General features: G+C 30.1%; 21 protein-coding genes. 17 read left to right on the top strand and 4 right to left on the bottom strand.

Annotated elements, in window-relative coordinates; translation table 11 throughout:
• Positions 1 to 21: 21 nt before the first annotated feature.
• Positions 22 to 2202, bottom strand: coding sequence for a ribonuclease R (gene rnr, locus CHB81_RS22920; RefSeq protein WP_089354164.1), 2181 nt, complete (start codon positions 2200 to 2202; stop codon positions 22 to 24).
• A 149-nt stretch (positions 2203 to 2351) separates the two neighbouring features.
• Between rnr and CHB81_RS22915 the strand changes: the two genes are divergently transcribed.
• On the top strand, positions 2352 to 2585 hold the full coding sequence (locus CHB81_RS22915; RefSeq protein ID WP_089354163.1) for a DUF2007 domain-containing protein: 234 nt from the start codon (positions 2352 to 2354) through the stop codon (positions 2583 to 2585).
• Positions 2586 to 3443: 858 nt separating this feature from the next.
• Positions 3444 to 3875 carry a ribose 5-phosphate isomerase B gene (rpiB, locus tag CHB81_RS22910; RefSeq protein WP_056196715.1) on the top strand — a complete coding sequence of 144 codons (432 nt, stop codon included), beginning with the start codon at positions 3444 to 3446 and terminating at the stop codon, positions 3873 to 3875.
• 157 nt (positions 3876 to 4032) lie between these two features.
• On the opposite strand, the gene CHB81_RS22905 is transcribed toward rpiB, so the two are convergent.
• A complete protein-coding gene (locus CHB81_RS22905; protein ID WP_089354162.1) occupies positions 4033 to 4335 on the bottom strand; it encodes a DUF1294 domain-containing protein in 303 nt (100 codons plus the stop codon).
• 116 nt (positions 4336 to 4451) lie between these two features.
• Here CHB81_RS22905 and CHB81_RS22900 point away from each other — a divergent pair, with 116 nt between their 5' ends.
• Complete coding sequence (locus tag CHB81_RS22900; protein ID WP_089354161.1) at positions 4452 to 6575, top strand: Tex family protein; 2124 nt, start codon at positions 4452 to 4454, stop codon at positions 6573 to 6575.
• A 58-nt stretch (positions 6576 to 6633) separates the two neighbouring features.
• Here CHB81_RS22900 and CHB81_RS22895 read toward each other — a convergent pair whose 3' ends face one another.
• Entirely contained in the window at positions 6634 to 6813 is a 180-nt protein-coding gene (locus tag CHB81_RS22895; RefSeq protein ID WP_089354160.1) for a twin-arginine translocase TatA/TatE family subunit, read from the bottom strand.
• 210 nt (positions 6814 to 7023) lie between these two features.
• On the opposite strand from CHB81_RS22895, the gene CHB81_RS22890 reads away from it, so the two are divergent.
• The 11 genes from CHB81_RS22890 to CHB81_RS22840 all read left to right on the top strand — a co-directional run bounded on the left by CHB81_RS22890 (position 7024) and on the right by CHB81_RS22840 (position 18723).
• On the top strand, positions 7024 to 7524 hold the full coding sequence (locus CHB81_RS22890) for a peptidase (protein WP_089354159.1): 501 nt from the start codon (positions 7024 to 7026) through the stop codon (positions 7522 to 7524).
• 11 nt (positions 7525 to 7535) lie between these two features.
• Positions 7536 to 9020 carry a GH3 auxin-responsive promoter family protein gene (locus CHB81_RS22885; RefSeq protein WP_089354158.1) on the top strand — a complete coding sequence of 495 codons (1485 nt, stop codon included), beginning with the start codon at positions 7536 to 7538 and terminating at the stop codon, positions 9018 to 9020.
• 6 nt (positions 9021 to 9026) lie between these two features.
• Positions 9027 to 9413, top strand: coding sequence for a hypothetical protein (locus tag CHB81_RS22880; RefSeq protein ID WP_089354157.1), 387 nt, complete (start codon positions 9027 to 9029; stop codon positions 9411 to 9413).
• A 120-nt stretch (positions 9414 to 9533) separates the two neighbouring features.
• Positions 9534 to 11213, top strand: coding sequence for a hypothetical protein (locus CHB81_RS22875; protein WP_089354156.1), 1680 nt, complete (start codon positions 9534 to 9536; stop codon positions 11211 to 11213).
• Between the two features lie 10 nt (positions 11214 to 11223).
• Positions 11224 to 12204: a hypothetical protein gene (locus CHB81_RS22870; RefSeq protein WP_089354155.1), complete on the top strand. Its 981-nt coding sequence runs from the start codon at positions 11224 to 11226 to the stop codon at positions 12202 to 12204.
• A 16-nt stretch (positions 12205 to 12220) separates the two neighbouring features.
• Positions 12221 to 13507: an oligosaccharide flippase family protein gene (locus CHB81_RS22865; RefSeq protein ID WP_089354154.1), complete on the top strand. Its 1287-nt coding sequence runs from the start codon at positions 12221 to 12223 to the stop codon at positions 13505 to 13507.
• Entirely contained in the window at positions 13497 to 14030 is a 534-nt protein-coding gene (locus CHB81_RS22860) for a methyltransferase domain-containing protein (protein ID WP_089354153.1), read from the top strand. The genes CHB81_RS22865 and CHB81_RS22860 overlap by 11 nt, the downstream gene beginning before the upstream one ends.
• A gap of 234 nt (positions 14031 to 14264) precedes the next feature.
• On the top strand, positions 14265 to 15308 hold the full coding sequence (locus CHB81_RS22855) for an O-antigen ligase (RefSeq protein ID WP_176427574.1): 1044 nt from the start codon (positions 14265 to 14267) through the stop codon (positions 15306 to 15308).
• Positions 15292 to 16377, top strand: a complete 1086-nt coding sequence (locus tag CHB81_RS22850) for a glycosyltransferase family 1 protein (protein WP_089354151.1) — start codon at positions 15292 to 15294, stop codon at positions 16375 to 16377. The genes CHB81_RS22855 and CHB81_RS22850 overlap by 17 nt, the downstream gene beginning before the upstream one ends.
• Positions 16374 to 17636, top strand: a complete 1263-nt coding sequence (locus CHB81_RS22845) for an O-antigen ligase (protein ID WP_089354150.1) — start codon at positions 16374 to 16376, stop codon at positions 17634 to 17636. Before CHB81_RS22850 ends, CHB81_RS22845 begins: the two co-directional genes overlap by 4 nt.
• A complete protein-coding gene (locus CHB81_RS22840) occupies positions 17617 to 18723 on the top strand; it encodes a glycosyltransferase (RefSeq protein WP_089354149.1) in 1107 nt (368 codons plus the stop codon). The genes CHB81_RS22845 and CHB81_RS22840 overlap by 20 nt, the downstream gene beginning before the upstream one ends.
• Positions 18724 to 18833: 110 nt before the next feature.
• Here CHB81_RS22840 and CHB81_RS22835 read toward each other — a convergent pair whose 3' ends face one another.
• Positions 18834 to 19265 (bottom strand): glycosyltransferase, encoded by a 432-nt coding sequence (locus tag CHB81_RS22835; RefSeq protein WP_176427573.1) that lies wholly within the window; start codon positions 19263 to 19265, stop codon positions 18834 to 18836.
• Between the two features lie 233 nt (positions 19266 to 19498).
• Here CHB81_RS22835 and CHB81_RS22830 point away from each other — a divergent pair, with 233 nt between their 5' ends.
• Genes CHB81_RS22830 through CHB81_RS22820 form a run of 3 tightly spaced genes read left to right on the top strand, consistent with a single transcriptional unit; the run spans position 19499 to position 23557 of the window.
• Positions 19499 to 20212, top strand: a complete 714-nt coding sequence (locus tag CHB81_RS22830; protein ID WP_089354147.1) for a hypothetical protein — start codon at positions 19499 to 19501, stop codon at positions 20210 to 20212.
• A 20-nt stretch (positions 20213 to 20232) separates the two neighbouring features.
• Positions 20233 to 20625, top strand: a complete 393-nt coding sequence (locus CHB81_RS22825; protein ID WP_089354146.1) for a hypothetical protein — start codon at positions 20233 to 20235, stop codon at positions 20623 to 20625.
• A gap of 7 nt (positions 20626 to 20632) precedes the next feature.
• Positions 20633 to 23557, top strand: coding sequence for a zinc-dependent metalloprotease (locus CHB81_RS22820; RefSeq protein ID WP_089354145.1), 2925 nt, complete (start codon positions 20633 to 20635; stop codon positions 23555 to 23557).
• Positions 23558 to 23606: the final 49 nt, after the last annotated feature.

Here is a 23606-nt window from a genome sequence, read left to right as displayed (position 1 = left end):
TTTATTTTTTAAATTAAACCTCTATTCTGCTCTTCTTAAAAAATGAAAATCTAATTGTTTTTTAACTAAATCGGCATTTTTTACTTTTACGTAAATTTCATCTCCTAATTGCAATACACTGTTGGAAGTTGCGCCAACTAAAGCATATTGCTTTTCATCGAAAGTATAATAATCATCTTTGATTTCTCTGATTCTCACCATTCCTTCACATTTGTTAGAAACAATTTCAACATAAATTCCCCATTCAGTAACTCCAGAAATAACTCCAAGGAATTCTTCGTCCTGGTGATCCTGCATGTATTTAACCTGCATGTATTTAATACTGTCTCGTTCAGCATTTGTCGCTAAACTTTCCATATTTGAACAATGTAAACACTTTGTTTCATAAACTTCTTCGTCTACAGAAGCGCCATTATCTAAATAATATTGCAGCAATCTGTGTACCATAACGTCTGGATAACGACGAATTGGCGAAGTAAAATGGCTGTAATAATCAAAAGCTAATCCGTAATGACCAATATTCTCTGTCGAATATTTGGCTTTACTCATACTTCTAATCGCAAGAGTATCAATTAAGTTTTGTTCTTTTTTTCCATTTACTTCTTCCATCAATGCATTCAAAGACTTCGAAATATCACCTTTGTTACGGAAATCTATTTTATAACCAAATTTAGCAATTACGGTTTGCATCGCAATTAATTTGTCTTCGTTTGGTTCGTCGTGAATCCTGTAAACAAATGTTTTCTTTTGTTTTCCAATGTATTCAGCTACTTTTCTGTTAGCTAAAAGCATGAATTCTTCAATCAGATGATTGGCATCTTTTGAAACTTTAAAATAAACTCCTTCTGGTTCACCTTCGGCATCTAAGTTGAATTTTACTTCGACTTTATCAAAAGAAATAGCACCATTTGCCATTCTTTTCTTTCTTAAAATCTTAGCTAATTCATCTAATTTTAGAGTTGCATCTACAATTTCATCTGAAACAACATAGGATTCTCCGGTAATCGAAATATCAACTGGAATCGTATTGTCTTTTGTTTCAATGATATATTGTGCTTCTTCATATGCAAATCGTTGATCTGAATAAATTACAGTTCTGCCAAACCACTGGTTGATAACTTGTGAAGTTGGTGAAACTTCGAATATTGCCGAGAATGTATATTTCTCTTCATTTGGACGTAATGAACAGGCAAAATTCGACAAGACTTCCGGAAGCATTGGCACAACTCTATCGACCAAATAAACCGAAGTTGCTCTTTGATACGCTTCATCATCCAGGATAGTTCCTTCTTCAAGATAGTAAGAAACATCGGCAATGTGGATTCCAATTTCATAATTTCCGTTCTCTAACTTTTTGAAAGACAAGGCATCATCAAAATCTTTTGCATCTTTTGGATCTATCGTAAACGTAAGTGTATCACGCATATCACGACGTTTTGCAATCTCTGATTCCTGAATCGAAGTATCTATCTTTTGAGCATAGGTCTCTACTTCTATCGGAAAATCTGACGGCAAACCATATTCAGCCAAAATAGCATGAATTTCAGTATTATGTTCTCCGGGTTTTCCTAAAACTCTAATCACAGATCCAAACGGACTATCAGCTCTTTTTGGCCAATCTTCAATGGTAACTAAAACAACATCACCATTTTCTGCTTCTCCAATTTTATCTTTTGGAATAAAAATATCGGTATACATTTTAGGATTTGCGGTAGATACAAAAGCAAAATTTGCCTGAATATCAATAACTCCAACAAAGTCTGTTTTGTTTCTTTCTATAACTTCAATAACTTCACCTTCAGGTCTTTTACCTTTTCTACGGTTATAAACATAAACCTTTACTTTGTCTTTATCTAAAGCACGATTCAAATTATTAGTCGGGATAAAAACATCTTCACTAAAATCAGGACAAATAAAATATGCCGTTTTTCTACTAGTCATATCAATTGTTCCTTCGTAATAATCCTGACTTTCTGCTTTTACTAAATATTTACCAGGTTCTGTTTCTATAATTTTCTTTGAAGCAGCCAGAATTTTTAAATCTTTTATAATCTGATTTCTGCTTTTTGTATCATCAAGTTCTAACTTTGCTCCTATCTGTTTGTAATTGAATGCTTTATTTGGGCTTTGCGATAAAATTTTTATTATTTTGTTTGAGAAATCTTTCTCGTTTTTTATCGGCTTTCTAATTTTCTTACTCATATATCTTTTCTTAAAAAGTTAAAATTACAAATAAGATATTAGATTATAGATTTTAACAAATAAATTATTAAAAAAATAACTTTCAAAAGGAGCTATTTATTGATTTCAAAAGGTCAGTTGTAATTCGTATATTTACAAAAAGACGCAATATGGAAACCTTTCAAACCATTGCAGTATTCAATTATTTGCACGAAACCATTGTTCTGAAACACTTGCTCGAACAAGAAGAGATTCCTTATTTTTTTGAAAACGAAATAACACTTTCAGTCGTTCCGATGTATACTTCGGCGTTGGGTGGAATTAAACTCAAAGTTCATCCAAACGATTTCGAAGAAGTTCAGCAAATTCTTGACAATCTTAATAACCCTCTCAAAATTGTTTAAACCAATCTATTTCTCAATTTTAAAAAATTAAATTTCGTTTTAAATTTTCAAAGTTGTCAACATATATTAAATACAACAAAAAGAAAAATTTAAATTAAATTAATTTTTGTTTGTTATTATAGCTTGTTAATATGTCATATAAATTTATTTTTAAAAGTATTGAAATGAAGTTTCTCTTAGTTATATTGAGTTATCAACATACTTATATTTTGTTAAAGGATTAATTTGCAAGACTTTTTGTATTTTAATTAACAACGGTTGACAACTAAAAATAGATTCATTTTGTAGATAAGTTAGTATGTTGATTTTTGTTGAAAATGGCATTTTTGATATTGATAACTTTTCCAAAAATTCATGAAAGTTTATTAGGTTATTTCATTCCGGTTTTGGATTAGGTTTTTTTTCGACACAACCAAAAAAAACTTCTAATTTTCTATCCGAACTTATTAACAAATAATGTTAATTTAAAGTTAACTGAATATCAACGAATTAGGTTTTGCTATTAACATTATAAAATTTTAACAAAATATATGTTTATTTCTAATTGATCCTCAGATAATTATAGATATATTAAAATTGTTAATAACGCTAAGTTTTTGATATAAAGGTATTTGTAAAAACGTTTAATTTAACCGCAAAGAGCGCCAAGATTTACGCAAAGTTAATAAAGTTTGAATCTACTATATATGTATTAATATGTGGAAAAAGATCTCCAAGTTTTTAGCCACGAATTTCACGAATGTACACGAATTCTATTTTAAAAGTTGAAAAGGAAAAAATTAGTGATAATTCGTGAAATTCGTGGCAAACATTTTTTAATTGATTAAATTTGCACAACACAACTAAATAGTATTTACAATGAAAATTTCGATAGGAAACGACCACGCAGGACCAGATTATAAAAAAGCAATCGTTGCGATGCTTAAAGCAAAAGGATATGAAGTAACAAATTACGGAACAGATTCTGAAGATTCTGTTGATTATCCAGATTATGGTCATCCAGTGGCAAATGATGTATCTGAAGGTAAAGCTGATTTTGGAATTGTAATCTGCGGAAGCGGAAACGGAATTGCAATGACTGTTAATAAACATCCAAAGGTTAGAGCCGGTTTATGCTGGACTAAAGAAATCGCTTATTTAACACGTTTACATAACGATGCCAATATTGTGAGTATTCCGGCACGTTTTACATCGATTCCGCAAGCAGTAGAAATTGTCGAAACGTTTTTAACAACTGCATTTGAAGGCGGAAGACACCAAAATAGAGTGAATAAAATCGCTTGTTCGTAAAAATTCAAAAAAATCGGGTGCTGCGCACCTATAAATAAACACACCGGGCGGATTTTTTAATTCATCCGGTTTTTTATTTAAAAACTTTAAAATTAATAAAATAACTATTTGATAAATAGATGTTTGTGGAGTTGTTAACAATACAAATGTTTATATTCTAACTTGTTAAAAATAAGGCAATATTAAAGATGTTAACTTTATAAACAAAAAGAAGTACAGCTATTAAAATCTGAATAAAAATAATGGCTGAGAATTTTATAATAAAAGAAGATTTACTCGTTTTATGTCTAAACAATAACATTGCTAACACTAAACCAACAGAACCGCCAAAAAAGGCAATTGCAAAAAGCGTATTTTCTGGAATTCGGCGTTTATGTTTTGTAGCTAAGTATTTATCATATCCGGCTAAAATAAATTCAATACTATTTACAATAAAAAAATATAGTAATAAAACTTTCATTGGCTTAAAATTAAAAACAAAGATATTATTTTAGCGGAATTATTGATCAATTTACTATTTAGTTTTAACAAGTAAATTATATCATTTTATAATCAAGAAATTATCTCATTAAAAGTATGACTAATATTCAATTCATTGCCAAGACTGTTCAAACAGCAGCGATTAACATTCAAAATACGGTAAAATTATTAGAGGAAGATTGTACAATTCCGTTTATTTCCCGATATCGAAAAGATACAACCGGAAATCTTGATGAAGTTCAGATTGAGAACATTGCGAAACTTCAAAAAGAATATGAAACGATTGTAAAACGTAAAGAAGCGGTTCTAAAATCAATTGAAGAACAAAAATCGCTTACGCCGGAATTGAAACATAAAATCGAGCAAAGTTTTGATTTACAAGAAATTGAAGATTTTTATTTGCCTTTTAAAAAGAAGAAAAAGACAAAAGCCGATGTTGCGCGCGAATTTGGTTTAGAACCTTTGGCAAAAATCATTATGTCGGAAAATGATGTTGATGTTGATTTTATTTCGACGCAATACATTAATGAAAATGTTATTAATGAAGAAGCTGCAATGCAAGGTGCCAGAGATATTATCGCAGAATGGATTAATGAGAATATTTTTGTTCGTAAACAATTACGAAGGTTATATCAGCGTAAAGCAACAATTGGAACCAAAGTTGTAAAAAAGAAAAGCGAAGAAGAAGGAGCTCAAAAATTCAGTCAGTATTTTGATTGGGAAGAACCTTTGACAAAAGCACCGTCACACCGTTTATTAGCAATGCTTCGTGCCGAAAATGAAGGATTTGTAAAAATGAAAGTTGATGTTGATATCGATGAAGCTTATGATATTATTGATGAAATAATCATAAAAAAACAAAATAGTACTACAGCACATTTGCAATTAGCAATTGAAGATAGTTATAAAAGATTATTGAATCCTGCTATTGGAAACGAAAGTTTGCAGGAAGCAAAAGCAAAAGCAGATGCTAATTCGATTCAGGTTTTTGCGAACAATTTAGGACAGTTATTATTAGCGCCGCCTTTGGGCGAAAAGCGTATCTTGGCAATCGATCCGGGATTTAGAAGCGGTTGTAAAGTAGTTTGTCTGGATGAAAAAGGTGATTTATTATACAATGAAACCATTTATCCGCATGCACCTCAAAATGAGGAAACAATGGCAATCAAGAAAATCCGTTCGATGGTAAATGCCTATCAGATAGACGCAATTTCTATTGGAAACGGAACTGCTTCGAGAGAAACCGAATTTTTCATAAAAAAAATTGCGTTTGATAAACCACTGCAAGTTTTCATCGTTTCTGAGGCTGGAGCTTCGGTTTATTCGGCTTCAAAAATTGCTCGTGAAGAATTCCCTAATTATGATGTTACGGTTCGTGGATCAGTTTCTATCGGAAGACGACTTTCAGATCCTTTGGCCGAATTGGTTAAAATTGATCCAAAAGCAATTGGAGTTGGACAATATCAACATGATGTTGATCAAACTAAACTAAAAGAAGAATTAGATAATACGGTAATTCGTTGCGTGAACTCGGTCGGAATCAATATCAATACGGCAAGTAAACATTTACTAAGTTATGTGAGTGGAATAGGAGAGAAACTGGCCGAAAATATTGTACAATATCGCTCTGAAAACGGCCCGTTTGAGGACAGAAAACAGCTAAAAAAAGTGCCTCGCTTAGGCGAGAAAGCATATCAGCAAGGTGCGGCTTTTATTAGAATTTCGAATGCTAAAAATCCGTTGGATAATTCGGCAGTACATCCGGAAGCATATCCGGTTGTTGAAAAGATGGCAAAAGATTTAAATCTTTCGGTAAACGACTTAATTGCTAACAAAGACAAAACAGCCTTAATTAAGCCCGAAAAATATATCACTTCTGAAATTGGTTTGCTTACGCTAAAAGATATCATAAAAGAGCTTGAAAAACCTGGATTAGACCCAAGAAAGTCAGCGAAGGTTTTTGAATTTGATGCAAATGTAAAATCTATCAAAGATTTGAGAACCGGAATGATTTTACCTGGAATTGTTAATAACATCACCAATTTTGGATGCTTTGTTGATATCGGAATCAAAGAAAGTGGATTGGTTCACATTTCTCAGTTAAAAGCTGGTTTTGTGAGCGATGTAAATGAGGTTGTAAAATTACATCAACATGTTGATGTTAAGGTTACGGAAGTTGATGAGGATAGAAAACGAATTCAGTTAACGATGGTTTTGTAAAAAAAATAAACCCCAAACTACATTTGTAATTTGGGGTCTTAATAAGATATATAAATACTTATTTTGTTTCTTCCTCTTCTTTTTTGGTAGCAGCAGGTTGATCGTCTTTAGCAGCGTTTTTGAATTCTTTGATTCCGCTTCCTAAACCTTTCATTAATTCTGGAATTTTTTTACCTCCAAAAAGTAAAATCACAATACCTACTATTACAAGGATTTCTGTAAGACCTAATCTTCCCATGATTGTATATTTAATGCCGAAGCAAATTGTTTTCTAATTATACCGCAAAGGTATATAGAAATATACGAACAAAAAGTGTTTTTAGATTAAAATATTTGCTTCCCGCAGCGTTAAATATTTTATAAAATCGTAAATTAAGCGGATTCGTTCAAATTTTGCCAGCATCAACAAGACTATTAATTATTATATTTGCTTACATAAAGAACCGCAATGGCTAAGAAGAAATTCGATTTTAGAAAAAAATTATTTATCAAAAACCGATTGGTCATTTTGAATGAAGATACTTTTGAGGAGATTTTCTCTTTCAAATTAACGTTAATGAATGTATTTGTTATTTTCTCTTTAGGCGGAATATTTTTGATCTTAATTACCACTTTTATTATTGCTTTTACACCTTTAAGAGAATTTATTCCAGGATACTCTTCTTCTCAATTAAAAAAGAATGCAACAGAATTGGCTATAAAATCTGATTCGTTAGAAACGGCTTTGAAGAAGAATGAAGCTTATATAAAAGGAATTCAGAAAGTATTAAGAGGCGAATTAGAATATGCAAAATTCAATAAAGATTCTATTTTAGCCGAAGTTGATGAACCTTCAGAAGTGAATATGACTGCCTCAGAAGAAGAAATTAAATTACGGGAAGAAGTCGCAAAAGAGGAGAAGCAGTCGGGCGAAAAATCGCCAAGTAAAAACAAAAGTGATAAGAAATAATACCGAAGAAAATGTCTATTAAATCAGTAGCAGCAAAACTGTTTGCCAGCAAAATATATTACGATACTTTGGCTTGGGCCAATAAACCGGTAGAAACGCAACAAAAAACATTTAAAAGTTTAATTAATAGTGCAAGGGAAACCGAATTTGGAGCTGATCATCATTTTGATAAAATAAAAACAGTTCATGATTTCAAAAAACGTGTTCCAATTCGGGATTATGAAGATCTAAAGCCTTATATCGACAAAGTTCGAATGGGCGAAAAAAATATTCTTTGGAAAGGGAAACCATTATATTTTGCAAAAACTTCAGGAACAACTTCCGGCGCAAAATATATTCCGTTGACCAAAGAGTCGATGCCATATCATATTGAAGCTTCGAGAAATGCGATTTTGCATTATATCTATGAAACTGGAAATGCCGATTTTGTTGACGGAAAAATGATTTTCTTGCAGGGAAGTCCTATTTTAGTGGAGAAATACGGAATCAAATTTGGAAGATTATCTGGAATTGCAGCACATTTTGTTCCAAGATATCTTCAAAAAAATAGATTGCCTTCCCTACAAACCAATTGTATAGAAGATTGGGAGACTAAAATTGATGCTATTGTCGAGGAAACGATAGAGCAGGATATGAGCATTATTTCCGGAATTCCGTCTTGGGTTCAAATGTATTTTGAGCGTTTGCAGGAAAAAAGCGGTGGAAAGAAAATAGGTGACTTATTCAAAAATTTCAATTTGTTTATTTATGGTGGAGTAAATTACGAACCGTATCGGGCAAAGTTTGAAAACATGATTGGCAGAAAGGTAGACAGTATTGAATTGTTTCCGGCTTCTGAAGGATTTTTTGCCTATCAGGATTCTCAAAAATCAAAGGGAATGTTACTGCTATTGGACTCAGGAATTTTCTACGAGTTCATTAAAGCTGACGAATTTTTTACAGAAAAGCCAAAAAGCTATACTATTGGAGAAGTTGAACTTGGTGTAAATTATGTTTTGATTATTTCTACAAATGCAGGACTTTGGCGTTATAATATTGGTGATACTGTTCAGTTTACATCTTTGTTTCCACACAGAGTTATTGTTTCGGGGAGAATCAAACATTATATTTCTGCCTTTGGAGAGCACGTGATTGCCAATGAAGTCGAAAAAGCGATGAAAGAAGCAACAGAAGGAACCAAAATTGTAATTAACGAATTTACAGTGGCACCACAAATTAATCCACAAAGCGGATTACCATATCACGAATGGCTGGTTGAATTTGAAACCGAACCTGAAAACATGGAAGTTTTTGCAGAAGCAATTGACAATGCAATGAGAAAACAAAACATCTATTATGACGACTTAATTACGGGAAGTGTTTTGCGAAAGGTGGTTGTAACCAAAGTTTCTAAAAACGGTTTTCAGGACTATATGAAATCTCAGGGAAAACTGGGCGGACAAAACAAAACGCCGAGATTGTCCAATGATAGAAAGATTGCAGATAATTTGAAGTAGAGAAAATTGGGAGATCATATATCATATAAACAAATTAGAAATAGAGAATGTGATTTCATAGTTAGCTATCGTTTTTTTTCATTAGAAGAAGGAGGAAGAGAAACAAGTCCTACGCAGGGATATCGTTCAGATTTTATGTATTCTGGTGATGAAAATATAAAACAGTTATGGATGATTTGGCCTGAATTTTTAGATAGTGAAAATAATGTAATTCTAGACAAATCAACACCAGTTCCAATATTTGGGAAGGCAAAAATGTGGATACTAAATGAATCACTTCACGAAATACACGCAGAACGAATTAAAATTGGGCTAAAAGGTTATTTTGTAGAAGGACCCAGAAAAACAGCGGAATGCGAAGTTATTCAGATTGTACATTTGAATTTGAAATAAATGTTACTAAATACAGACATTGACAGATTTCAATTGAAATAACATTTATAATTCCTAATTTCGTTTAATAAAAAAAGAGATTACATCTTCTCAAACAGAAGATTTAAAATAAAAAACAGAATGAAAGAAACCAAACATATATCAAGATCAAGAGCGCAGGAATCATCTGCGGCTATAGAAAAAATGTACATTACAATGCGTCACTTATTCAACCGTGGGTTTTATAAACCAATGGGAGTTTCAGGTGATAGTTTACGTGAATCATTATTAGCATTACGTCCGGAAATATACGGAAATATAGGCGAAGAAAAAGTAGAGCTTAACGGGCTTTTATACGTTATAGAGCGTTTACCAATAGGAATAGAACAATGTCGATTCATCAATTTAACTTCGGATGAAGGATATTCTAAATCGCATTTTCAGGCAATTGTTCCTCCAAAAAGAAGAAGAAATTGTTACCGAATCGATGAGGAACAAATGAATGTCGAAATCACTCGTGGGCGTTCAGATATTTATGATATTCTGACGCATTTGACTTTTATTTTTATCGAATCGCATAAAATTAAAAACAGAGTTTTATTAGATGATGGCGGCGAAGTTTCACGCGATTGGATGAAGTTGGAACAAGCCGTGATGCAGACTAAAAAACTTCCTCTTATAGAAAAAGAAAAAGCAATATCGCACGTTGCTAATATCTTAGGAAGAACTTTTGAAGAAGTATTAGATATTTATGACGCATTTGGGTCTGAAAATGCTCCTGATCGTTTTCTACACGTTATTTATTGGTTAGGAAAATTAGCGATCGAAGAAGTTATCGATAATAATAAAAGAACCATAACTTTTAGTCCAGTTTTAAGAGAACGTTTAGGACATCATATTCACGGTGAAATCTGGGCAACCAATATCAAGGAAGTTTTAAAGGCAAATAATCTTTTAAAAAGACCAATTCACGTAATTAGTGCAAATATGCACAGTGTGATGAATTCTATTTTTGCAACGCCGTTGTTGAAAACGAAATTCAAAGACAAATCAGATTTCTTTATTTATGAAGAATTAAGCAAATCCGGCGCGAAAGATATTAGAGGTGTCGTTGAAGAATTAGCCTTGAAAAACGGAATGATTTCGTTACCGGATACTTCAGGAACCAATATTGATGTACAGATTTTTGATACGGCCAAAATTGATTGGGCAAAAACCGGATTTCCAAAAGCACAACTTGACGAAGCACAACCTGTTATTATTGTAATGGATTATGCTTTTGGTGAGCAGGCTTATGAAACGATCGACGAGCTTTTGAAACCTTATAAAAAAGACACAAAATTAGAAGTAAAATCAGTTTCTATAATGGGTAAAGCCGGAATCCTTGAAGGAGGAAAAGGTGATATCATGATCCCGACGGCACATATAAACGAAGGAACTGCGGATAATTATTTCTTCGAAAATGAATTAACAGGCGCAATGTTCGAAGGAAATGATATTGCTGTTTTTGAAGGAGCAATGGTTACCGTTCTTGGAACATCATTACAAAACAGAGATTTACTGAAATTCTTCCACGAATCGACCTGGGGAGTAATTGGTCTTGAAATGGAAGGTTCTTATTATCAAAAAGCGATACAATCGGCATCAAAAATTAGAAAAAGTGTTCCACATGATATCAAAGTACGTTATGCGTATTATGCCTCAGATAATCCTCTTGAAACCGGAAGTACATTAGCTTCAGGCGGATTAGGGACAACGGGTGTAAAACCAACGTATTTGATTACTATCAAAATTTTAGAGCAGATTTTCAACGTAAAATAAAAAACAATAAATGAGTGCAAAATTACCCCAAGACACCAATGATCAGGAAATTGATATTTTTCAGCTTTCGCGAAGCATTGGCCGTTTTTTCGATCGCGTTAATGCATCTATATTTCGCTCGATTCAGTTTTTTGTTCGAAACTGGATTATTTTCCTGACATTAATTATTATCGGATTTGGATTGGGGTGGTATTTGGACTCAAGCAGAAAATCATTTCAAAATAAGGTTATTGTAGCGCCAAATTTTGGAAGTGTTGATTATTTATATGCCAAAATAGATTTAATTAATTCAAAAATTATTGCCGGCGATACCATTTTCTTAAAAAATGTTGTTGGAATTTCGCATCCGGAAACCATAAAAAAAATTGAAATTAAACCAATTTCTGATGCTTTTAAATTTGTAGAAGATAAAGAACAAAATTTTGAACTTATAAAGTTAATAGCCGAAGATGGTGATATTAATAAAGTCTTAGTTGATAACATTGTAAGTAAAAATTATACTTTTCATACCATTTCTTTTATTTCAAGTGAGTTGGCTGATGAAAAAGAACTTACTGAACCATTATTAAAATACTTGAATAATTCAGAATATTTTAATTCAATTCAAAAAATAGGTTTCAAGAATCTCGAGCAAGAGATCGCTCAAAATGATACGATCATTGCTCAAATAGACAATGTTTTAAATGGTTTTTCGAGTACAGTAAAAAACACAAGCAAAAATGATAAATTGGTGTATTATAATGAGAATACACAATTAAATGATATCATAAAGACGAAACAATATCTGGTTAATGAACAAGGAAAAAACAGATTAAAAATAGTACGTTTTGATAAAACTATTAAAGAGATTAATTCTACTTTAAATATAAAAAACACACAATCTGTCAATGGGAAGTTAAAATTCGTACTTCCAGTTTTGTTTATTTTAATTTTTAGTTTTATATATCTTTTTAAAGCTTTTTATAGAAAGCAATCTCAAAAAAACTTTTAGAATTAGCTATCAAAAGATGTTTAAAAATAAATTTACGGAAACCTTACTTGCAAATAAAAGGCATATTAATTCGTCTTTTTTTTTATTTTCAATCAATTTCGTCAATTTTATTTATCCGCTCTTAATTTCTCCGATAATTATAAAAAAATGTGGTTTGGAGGGTTTTGGATTAGTGATCTTGTTCCAATCCCTTTTTATTTTTATTGCCTCAATTACAGATTATGGCTTTAATATTAACGCAACAAGAGATGTTACATTAAATGAAAAAGACAAACAATTTGTAAACAGACATTTCTTTGTAATTGGATACACGAAAGCATTTCTATTTATAATTGCTCTATTATTTTCAATAGTTATATATATCTTTTTACCAAAGGCAAATGAATATTCCGTTTTATATTTTTCATCTTTAACAATTTTAATTGGCAGGGCTTTTAATCCTTTGTGGGTATTACGGGCATTGCATAAAATCAAATATTTTTTCTATTTATTTATAGTGAGCAAAGGAGTAAGTTTTTTAATAATTTATTTTTTTCTTAACGATATAGAAAATTTATTTCTAGTGAATTTGACCATTGGATTATCGGATTTTATAACTTGTTTTTTTTCCATTATTATTTTAATTTTTAGAATGAAATGGCATTTTTATAAACCAAATTTTTTGGCTATTAAAAATGAAATTATAGCAGGCTTTTCCATTTTTGTTCAAGTAATTTCTATTAATGCAAATGCATATCTTAATCCTATGATATTGGGATTATTTGTAAATGAATATGCTCTGGGAATTTATTGCGTTGTTGAAAAAATTATTTTGGTAGTTAAGTTTTGTGGTTCTTTTATTATTCAAAGTATTTTTCCAAAGGCTTGTGAATTGGCGGCCAAAAGCATTATTGATTATAAATTATTTGCTCGAAAACTATTTGTTTTTTTAGTAGTCTCGATGATTTTTGCTGGATTATTTTTAACAGGGTTATCAGATTTTATTGTTTCATATTTTTTAAAAACCAACCGATTATCGTGTAGTAAATTTTTAATTTACAATGCCTGGATTCCTTTTATTGTTGTATTAAATATGGTTCCTTATATGACATTTATGGTTTTTAATAAGCAAAAAAGAACAACATTTATCATGATATTTTCAGTGTTATTAAATGGTATTATAAACGTGATATTATCAAAAAAATTCGGCATCTATGGTATGGCAACTGGAATTTATATTACAGAATTGTTTATTTCGATATCTTTATGGACTATTTTAATATTAAAATTTCCAAAACTTAATTTTTTTAAAAATGACAAATAAGCTTAATATTGGTTGCGGAAATGATATTAAAGTAGGGTTTATAAATTTAGATATTGCGCAATTACCTGGTGTTGATGTGGTTTGTGATATTGAAAACAATAAACTACCTTTTGAAGATAATTTTTTTGAGTATATATTATGTTATGACGTTTTAGAACATGTAGAATATATAAAGGTATTAAAAGAAATTCATAGGGTCTTGAAACCTAGCGGAATTGTAGAAATAAGAGTTCCACATTTTACATCAAGTAATAATTTTATTGATCCAACGCATAAAAAAATGTTTTCGTTTCGAACCTTTGGTTTTTTTGTTAATAATATTCGATATAAGCGTAATTATTATTTTGATTTTCAGTTTAGCGAAATCTCATATTCAAAAATAACGTTCATGAGTAAAAACCCTTTAAATTGGCCATTTCTTATTTGGGTGAATATAAATGATACGACTAGAAAAATATACGAAGAAACATTTTTTCGCAATTTTGCACCAGCATATAATGTTGAGGTTCAACTTAAAAAGTAAAAAACAAAGCTCAATTCACAAATTGATTTAATAAAAGTGAAAATAAATACAAATAATCTTAAATTGATTTTGACAGTTTGCCTGATTACATTTTGTATTCAAACGCCAGATGTTAAGTTAGGATTTGTAAAAATTTCGGAACTCATATTGTTGTTAATGTCTCCATTTCTTTTAAAAAAATCAATTAATAAATTTATTTTTTATTTTTTTATTTTCTTTTCAATTGAAGCTATTTTGGGACTCATTATTACTTCGACACATCACTTTGACATTCTTGGTCCATCTAAATTTAAGGTACCCTATTTTATTACAATTGCTCGTTATTTTGAACTAGTAGCATGTATTAGTTTATGTATTATTACTTTTCGATTGTTTAAAAGTAATACAGATCAATCAAAAAAAATAATTGATTATGTAGTGAATTGGAATATCCTAATTACTGCATTGTTCTTTTTGATTTACATATTGGTCAAAATAGGTTTACTATCGATACACAATAGTATTGTTATTTATGATAACAACAGATTGCGGGGACTTTATAATGAAGGGGGACCTTTTGGATTAATGCTCTCTTTTATTTTTATACTTACGTTTTTTCAGCAAAACACCAAGGAAAGGTTTTTTAAGCAATTGTTTTTATTCATAGTGATTGCTTTTTTTGCCAGATCTAAAGCAGGAATTTTATTTACTGTAGTTTGGATTGCGTTATTCAATTTTGAAATTTTAAAAAACAAATTACGAATCTTGATTTTCCCTATAATACTTGGTTTCTTAACGGGATTTTATTTCTTGTTTATAAATGTTAGCTCGATGTATGTAACAGAACTAAACAGGGTAAAACAATCAATTAAAGAACGTCCTAGAGATATTAATTTAATTTTAGGTAGAGTTTCCGGAGTTTATATTGTTCCTAATATGATAGAAGAAAATCCAATTTTAGGAATTGGTCTTGGTAATTATCCACTATTAAGAAACAATGCTGAGTATCGAACTTTTTTTCCTAAACCGCCAAAAGAAGCAATAGATATTGATGCTCACGGATTTGGTGGTATTGTAGATATTATTGTTGAAATGGGAATTGTTGGTTTTTTCTCTTTTATGTATATTATATATGGCGTTTATTATGAAATAAAGAGCTTAAATAAAGGAATAATATTAACACTTGGTTTTCTCTTAATTTATTGCTTTGGAGTACAAATTTACTTTTTATATCCATGGGTATTACTGGCTGTTGTTTTGGCCTATAAAAACAATTATATAGATGAAATTAATAATTGATATTCGGTTAATAAATGCATCTGGAATTGGAACTTATTTAAAGAATGTAATTCCTGGAATTTTGCAGGCTTTTGATGAGGTTTCTGTTTTGGGAAACATTCAGGAGATTCAACTTTTTGATTGGAGCAAAAGTGTAGAAATTATAGAATTTAATACTAAAATTTATTCAATAAAAGAACAAATACAATATCCTTTTATAATTCCGAAATGTGATATTTTGTGGTGTCCTTTTTTTAATGTTCCCCTTTTTTCTGTTCGGGCAAATAAAATTGTTACAACAATTCATGATGTGTATCATTTAACTGATGGTGCATCCATTTCTTTTTTAAAGAAAAAATATGCTAAATTACTATTTAATAATGCTGTAAAGAAATCGAGTTTAATTTTAACCATTTCAGAATTTTCAAAAAAAGAAATTTTAAAATTCACTAAAGCAGATTCACAAAATATAGCACTTGTTTATTGTGGTGTAAAAAGATCTTTCTTCGAAAACCCAAAATCCGGAAACAATTTAAAACTTCCTGAAAATTATATTTTATATGTTGGAAATATAAAACCGCATAAAAATTTGATTGTACTGTTGCAGGCATATGCTACTTTTTCTGAAGAATTTAAAGCAAAACATCCATTAGTTTTTATAGGAAAAAGAGATGGATTTATTACACAGGATAATACAATTCAAAATTTTATAGATCTTAATCATCTGCAAAAACATATTACATTTACAGGTTATGTTAACGATTCTGAAATTCCAGAAATTTACAAAAAGGCAACATTATTTGTTTTTCCTTCATTGTATGAAGGTTTTGGTTTGCCCATTTTAGAAGCGTTTGCAACACGAACAAAAGTTATCAGTTCAAATGCTGCAAGTTTACCTGAAGTTGGAGGAAATGCTGCTGTTTATTTTGATCCGAAGGATTATATTCAACTCGGAAAAATAATAAAGCGTAATATTGAAGACTCGTCAAATAATGAATATTTATTTGCTCAGGGAGAACTACAATTAGAAAAATTTACTTGGGAGAAGTCTATAGAAAAACACCTAATAGCTTTTAAAAAATTAGAATGAAACAATTTATTTTACATTATAATAATTCAGTTGTTTATTTTTTTCTCATTATGATAGCTTTTTTCCCTGTTTTACCAACGGGAGTTGAAAGTGTTTTGATGTTTACTGGATTTTTATTTTCATTATTATATTTTATTTTCGAAGGAAAAAATTTTTGGAGTAAAGAAAAAACAACACAACTTTTACTTTTCTCCACACTCTTTATAATTTTTGCATTTTCATTGTTGTATTCCGATGATATTAATACAGGAATTAAATTTGTAGTCCGGCTTTTGCCGACTGTTTTATTCCCCGTAATTTTTTTATTTAATGATAAAAATTTTTTAAACGCTACCCGATTTAGCAATGTTACAAGTATTTATTGTTTAGCAGTTGTATTAATTTTGATTTTCCTGCATCTAGCGTTATTTCACGAATTATACAATTCAGATTTAAGATTTTGGGATTTTAGACAGCATATTGAAAGTAAAATAAAAGTACACGGAACTTATTTAGCAATGTGGGTAGGTTTTGCCATTATTGTTTTAGTTTATAAGATTAAAAGTAAAACATCATCAAAAAAATATCCGATCGTTTTTTTAATGATATTTATGATCAGTTATTTTTTCTATTGGCAATATATTATTGGATCCAGAATGCCTTTTGTTGCGACAATTATTGTTTGCTTTTTTTGTCTATTTAAAAATCCAAAACAAATGATAATTGCCACTTTTTTTGTCATTGTTCTTACCATTATCTTAGTTTCTAAAGTGGATAGATTAGGGGAAAGATTCGAAAAACTAAAAACATACAATTTCTCTTTTCCAGAAGGAAAATATGAAGATAATTATCCTAATATCAGTAACGAACAAATTAGAAACGGAATTTACTATTGCAGTTATGAAACATTAAAGCTTGAACCAATATTAGGCTATGGAATTGGAGATGCTGATGCCAAATTACAATCGTGCTATGATGAAAAATTCACAAATACAGATACTTATAAAATTATTAGTTATAATTCGCATAATGAGTATTTAAATATAATTTTGTCTTCAGGAATTCTTGGACTTGTTTTGTTTTTATTTTCACAATACTATTTTCTAAAAAAGGCACTTAATCGCAAAATTGGAATTTACATTTCATTTTTGTTATTCATTTTTTTAAATTTTTGTTTTGAGAATATTTTAAGCAGACATGATGGTGTTATCTTTTTTGGATTTTTTAATTCTTTACTATTTTTTCAAAATAGAAATTTAAATGAAAAAAGCACTAATTAGCGATTGGTATTATGTAAACGGCGGTGCTGAAAAAGTGATTCATTCGATAAACTCAATATGGAATGACTTTGATCATTTTGCCTTAATCGACTTTTTGAATGAAAGTGACCGGGCTTATATTTTAAACGGTAAAAGAGCCAAAACTAGTTTTATTCAAAAGCTTCCAACTGTAAAGCAAAATCATAGAAAGTTTCTACAATTATTTCCCATTGCAATTGAACAATTTGATCTGAAGGATTATGAACTAATTATCAGTTCTTCATCTGCAGTAGCAAAAGGTGTTAAAACCAGAAAAGATCAATTACATATTTGTTATTGCCATTCGCCAATGCGATATGCGTGGGATTTGCAGGATCAATATCTAAAAGATTCAGGTTTAGACAAAGGATTAAAAGGGTTTTATGCGAAGTTTGTTTTAAATAAAATTAGAAAATGGGATGTTAGAAATTCAGAAAATGTTGATTTTTTTATTGCCAATTCTAATCATATTGCGCAAAGAATAAAGAAGATTTATAATCGGGAATCAACAGTTATTTATCCTCCTGTTGATGTTGATTTTTTTAGTTTAGAAAAACTAAAAGAAGATTATTATTTTACCGCTTCAAGACTGGTTTCTTATAAAAAAACACAGTTAATTGTTGAGGCGTTTAATGAACTACCCCACTTGAAACTGATTGTTGCAGGTGATGGACCTGAGTTTGAAAAACTTCAGAAAATAGCTAAAAGCAACATAGAATTTGTTGGTTTTGTAGATGCGTCAAAATTAAAAAGATATATGCAAAAAGCTAAAGCATTTGTTTTTGCTGCCGAAGAAGATTTCGGAATTATCCCAGTCGAAGCACAAGCTTGCGGAACACCTGTAATTGCTTTTAGAAAAGGAGGAACACTAGAAACGGTTATTGAAAATAAAACGGGAGTTTTTTTTCAGGAACAAAACCCTCAAAAGATTAAAGAAGCTATAGTTAATTTCGAACAGATAAAATTCGATCCACAAATAATTCGGTATCATGCCATGAAATTTTCGAAGCAACGCTTTGAAAATGAAATCAAAGAATTTGTTGAAGACAAATTTAGAAAAAGCTGTTAAATCAATACCATTTCTAACTAATTTTTGAAGTTTCTATTTCTTTTGAAATTTCATATTTGGTATCACCACAAAAGATAATTTTTGGACTAAAGAAGAATTGAAAACCCTTTTCAATTGCCTAATAAATTTCTTTCAAATTTTAAAGTATTACTTCTAAGCGAAGAATAGCCATTTGGTGTAAAAAAGTTTCTTTTTTTGAATATGAAAAAGTAAGCAATAATCCTGCCTAAAACTCCAGCTTTTGAAGAATGAAGGTGAATAACATCGGGATCAATTCTTTTAAGCTCTTTTACTAATTTATAAACTGATTTTAAATCCTGAATTGGAGAAAACTCCCTAACCATATTAACCTGAATCAGGTTAACTCCATTTGAAAACTCAAATTTTATTTTTTTAGGGTCAATTTCTTTTCGATTGTCACTGTATATGATAGTAGTGTCGGTGCTTTTAGTTATTTGATCATCTCCAAAGAAAGTCGATAGATCTCTAAAATAAGTATAAACTCCACCACCAAGAGCTTCTATAATGTGTACAACTTTCAAAATAAGCAAATTTTATCAGGTAAAAATATTGTAAAGATTTTCAATTAAAATATTGTAGAAATAATATTTAACAGAATTACACAAATATTACTGGATTTTATTATAATAAAAAAACATTAAATTCTTTTAAATGGTTAAAAAACTTACAATAAATTATTTAACACTATTTAAAAAATAAGATAATACTTATAATTAATACATTTATCCTAATAACTATTTAAACTATAAAAAAGATGAAAAAATTATTTTTTGTATTAACATTATTTGTTAATACTATGTGTTTTGGACAAATTTATACACAGTGGGGAATTACTAACGCAACAAAAGTAGCAAGTGGAAATATCGGTATAGGTCAAGATAATCCTATTGCTAAACTTGAGGTCATTGGTGATATTTCGAGTAATTGGATAAATCAAAGAATTGGTTTTGACACAAAAGATAATTTTACTAATGCGACAGGTACAATTGCAAATTATGGGATGTCTCTTACGAATAATACAGCAAAACAACCTATTGTATCTCATTCAGGGTATTTTGGAATGGAATTTTTAACTCTGGGAAAATCAAGAGTTAAAATTGATGTCGATGGAAATGTTGGAATAGGATCAACAAACCCAGATGAAAAGCTTACTGTAAAAGGTAAAATCCATGCTGAAGAAGTTATAGTTGATCTTGCTATACCAGCTGATTATGTTTTTGAAAAATATTACACAGGAAAATCTTCTCTAAAATCAGATTATGTTATGCTAACGTTAGCAGAGATTGAACAATTTGCTAAAGAGAATAATCATTTACCTAACGTACCGTCTGCTCAGGAAATTAAAGATAAAGGATTGCAATTAGGAGAAATGAGTAATATTTTGTTACAGAAAATAGAAGAGCTAACACTATATATTATTGAGCAAAATAAAAAAATTGAAGCCTTAGAAGCCAAAGTGTATCAGTAGTAATCGAAAATAAATTGATTATGAGAAATTTTGCATTGCTATTTCTGATTTTAATATGCCTTTCAAATTGTGCCGAATTTCAATATTCAGCACGAAGACAAAGTCAAACGTATAGTGTTCAAAACTGTAAAGAAATTTATGGAAAATGGGAAGAATTTAATAAATATCGCGGTGCTGAAAATGAGGAACAAGAGCATAAACCTAAAACATGGATTTTTAATGAAGACGGAACACTTTTAATAGACAATGAAATAAGGGTTTTTAAAATAGAAGATGATTGCTCAAAATTAATTATTGGGAGCGATTCTAATTTTTATAGAATAACGCAGACTAAAGACGTATTGTATTTATATAAAATGGAGATTTGTCTGGGGTCAAGAGCAGTGTCAGGTAGTATCAGCCTAAAAAAATAAAATAAAAATGAAAAAACAGGTAAGTATGATCGTTTTTCTTTTTATAAGCACTTTATGTTATCCACAACAGTGTTTAACAGACGAGTATTTTCAAAAAAGCAAAAAAAAAGATCCTCAATTAGAGAACAGAATTAAGAATGTTATAAGCAGTTTTAAAAATAATGAAACAAATGTGACAAAAAAATTGTCAGCGACAAATGAAATAATTGGGGAAGAAATAGTTGTTGTTCCTGTGGTTTTTAATATAGTTCATAGTGGTGAACCATTAGGAACAGGCAAAAATATATCAATGAGTAAGATTGAGGAACAAATTACTATAATGAATGAAGCCTATAGCGGAAAGTATGGCGGAGTCGATACTAGAATTAGATTTTGTTTGGCAAAACAAAATATTGTAGGACAAGCATCAACAGGGGTTAACCGTTTTTTTGGGAAGGCCTCTTATGATGTTGCATATCCTTATTGTGAGCTTTCTAATTTTCCAGATGATGCGGAATTAAAAAGAATGACTTCTCCAGGTTTTCCAAGTAATTTATATTTAAATATTTGGACGACAAATTTGTTAATGTGCGGGAATGATAATTATGTGAATGGGTATTCTAACTTTCCATTTGTTACAGGAGTTGATAATTTAGATGTTTTACTAGATGGCATTGTGGTCGATTATTTGAAAGTAGGGGTTAATGCTACTTCAAATCCAAAGGATCCTAAATTCTCTAATGGAGGTACACTAGTACATGAAGCAGGTCACTGGTTGGGACTTTTTCATGTTTTTGCAGGTAGTCCCCCAGATCTATATGAAGACAACTGCAATGAGAGAATTTATTATCCGTGCGATATTGAAGGTGACATGATTTGTGATACAGACTTAGTACCACGTTCCGGGGATTATAATGTTGCACCAGGAAATTGCTTAGGATATAACTGTAATGGACAAACAACAAATGTAGTTCAAAACTTTATGGATTATCAAAGATCAGAAAGATCATACTGTAGAACAAAATTTACATTAGGGCAGAAAAAAAGAATGAAGAGTATATTATCGTATTATAGACCATCAATTTATAATCAAGGAATGGTAATGGATCTTATTTCTTGTAAATCCATTACTATGAGTGGCGGTGGCGGTGGCGGATGTAGTGAGGATCCGACATTACCAGCACAAAAAATAATGAAACCATATGTTTATCAAGATCTGTCGCAATTTTCTGCAACATCTGTAAAATTTGGTCAAAGACTTGAAGTGAATGATAAGTGGTTAGTGACAATATTCAATACAAATGCAATGTATGTAACAGGAACTCCCAAACCAACCGCACCTATCGAAAATTCTTTGGTAATTTATAAACGAGAAGGTTGTAAATATGCTTTGCATCAAATGATTGATATAGAATTTAATAATTCTCAAAAAATGACAGATTTCGGTTTATTATTAAATGGAAATGAAATAATAGTTAGTTCTGCTATAAATGATGAAGTGAATGTATGCCGTTTAAACGAATCTAAGGATAAATGGGATCTAGTCCAGAAAATTAGAAATATTACATCAGAAAGTGCGGTAGGAAGTAGTACTTATACAATCGGAAAATTTTTATTCATTTTAGAAAACAATGCTAAAGCAAATAATATATTTAGAGTATATTATAAAAATAATAATGGAACGTATGTTTTTCATCAAAATATTGGAGTACCAGGATTTAATTTACCTCGATATGGAAAATACATACAATCTGGCAACTTTAGAAAAACAGTTGTAAACTTTAATTCCAGTACTTTTATAGGATCTTATGACCCACCAGAAATTTTAGTTTCAAAATCTGATGGCACTGGTCTTGTTTTACTTGAATTAAATAGTAATAATATGTGGATTCATACAGGCACAATACAGCCAGTAGGAATGCCAACTACAGAAAGAACATACGATATTGAGCTCTCTAAGGATTACATTCATATATTAACAAGTGCGAACACAACAGGAGCGCCAAATGATGATGTATTGTATTTATACTCGTATAAAATTACTGATAGATCAGGTACTAATTTTCCTTTTCAAAGTTCTTACAATAAACAAACAATAATAAGTAATACAGATAGAATATATTCAGATACTAAATTACAAGTGTTTAATGATCAATTTCTATTTCTTGATAACATAAAATCTCAACCTTTGGCTTTGTTTTATAATGCAAATTTTGGTTCAACTAATTTACCTAATTGGCAAAGAAAGGGAACTAAAAAAATAACATGTTCAAATCCAGCAGGAGACCCGGATGATTTTGAAGTGTTTGGTAATTTATTGTTTTACGGTTATGGAGAATCTATGATTCATATTTATAACATGTCAGATATTCTAACAAGAGAAGGCTACGATCAAACATTTATTAATAATTCAGATTTTTACAATAAAAAGATAAATCTGGTACCGGATAATTATACTACTTCAGCTCAAAAAATAACAATAAGTGAATCTACTCCGGTAGAATTTAATTATGTAGAAAAAGAGTTTGTAGCTAGTACAAGAGTTATTTTAAAACCTGGATCAAGAATATCCAGAGGTTCAAAAGTTAAATTAAAGATCTCAGATAATTACGATCTCTGTAATTCACTTTTAACTTCTAAGAAAAGTAATGTTGAATCAGATATAATGAATGATTTTTTAAGCGAAAAAGAGGATGAAAGCTTCTTTACATTAGAGGGAAAAACGATACTTTATCCAAATCCCAATACAGGTATTTTTACAGTATATTTAGGTAAAGAAAATAATAAACCAGTTAGTTGTGATATTTATAATAATGTGGGTCAGCTACTATATCAATCAATTACAGATAAATCAACTATTGAAATAAGTTTGCCAAATCTACCTACAGGTAATTATATAATAAAGCTCAAAGGAGATAATTACAATGAAGCAATTAAATTCATAAAACAATAAATGAATTGAGATATTTTTAAAACTGCCTAATTTTAGGCAGTTTTGTTTT

Source organism: Flavobacterium sp. ov086 (assembly GCF_900187965.1).
In the GTDB taxonomy this organism is placed as follows: domain Bacteria; phylum Bacteroidota; class Bacteroidia; order Flavobacteriales; family Flavobacteriaceae; genus Flavobacterium.
This window is presented reverse-complemented; position numbering and strand designations above follow the sequence as displayed.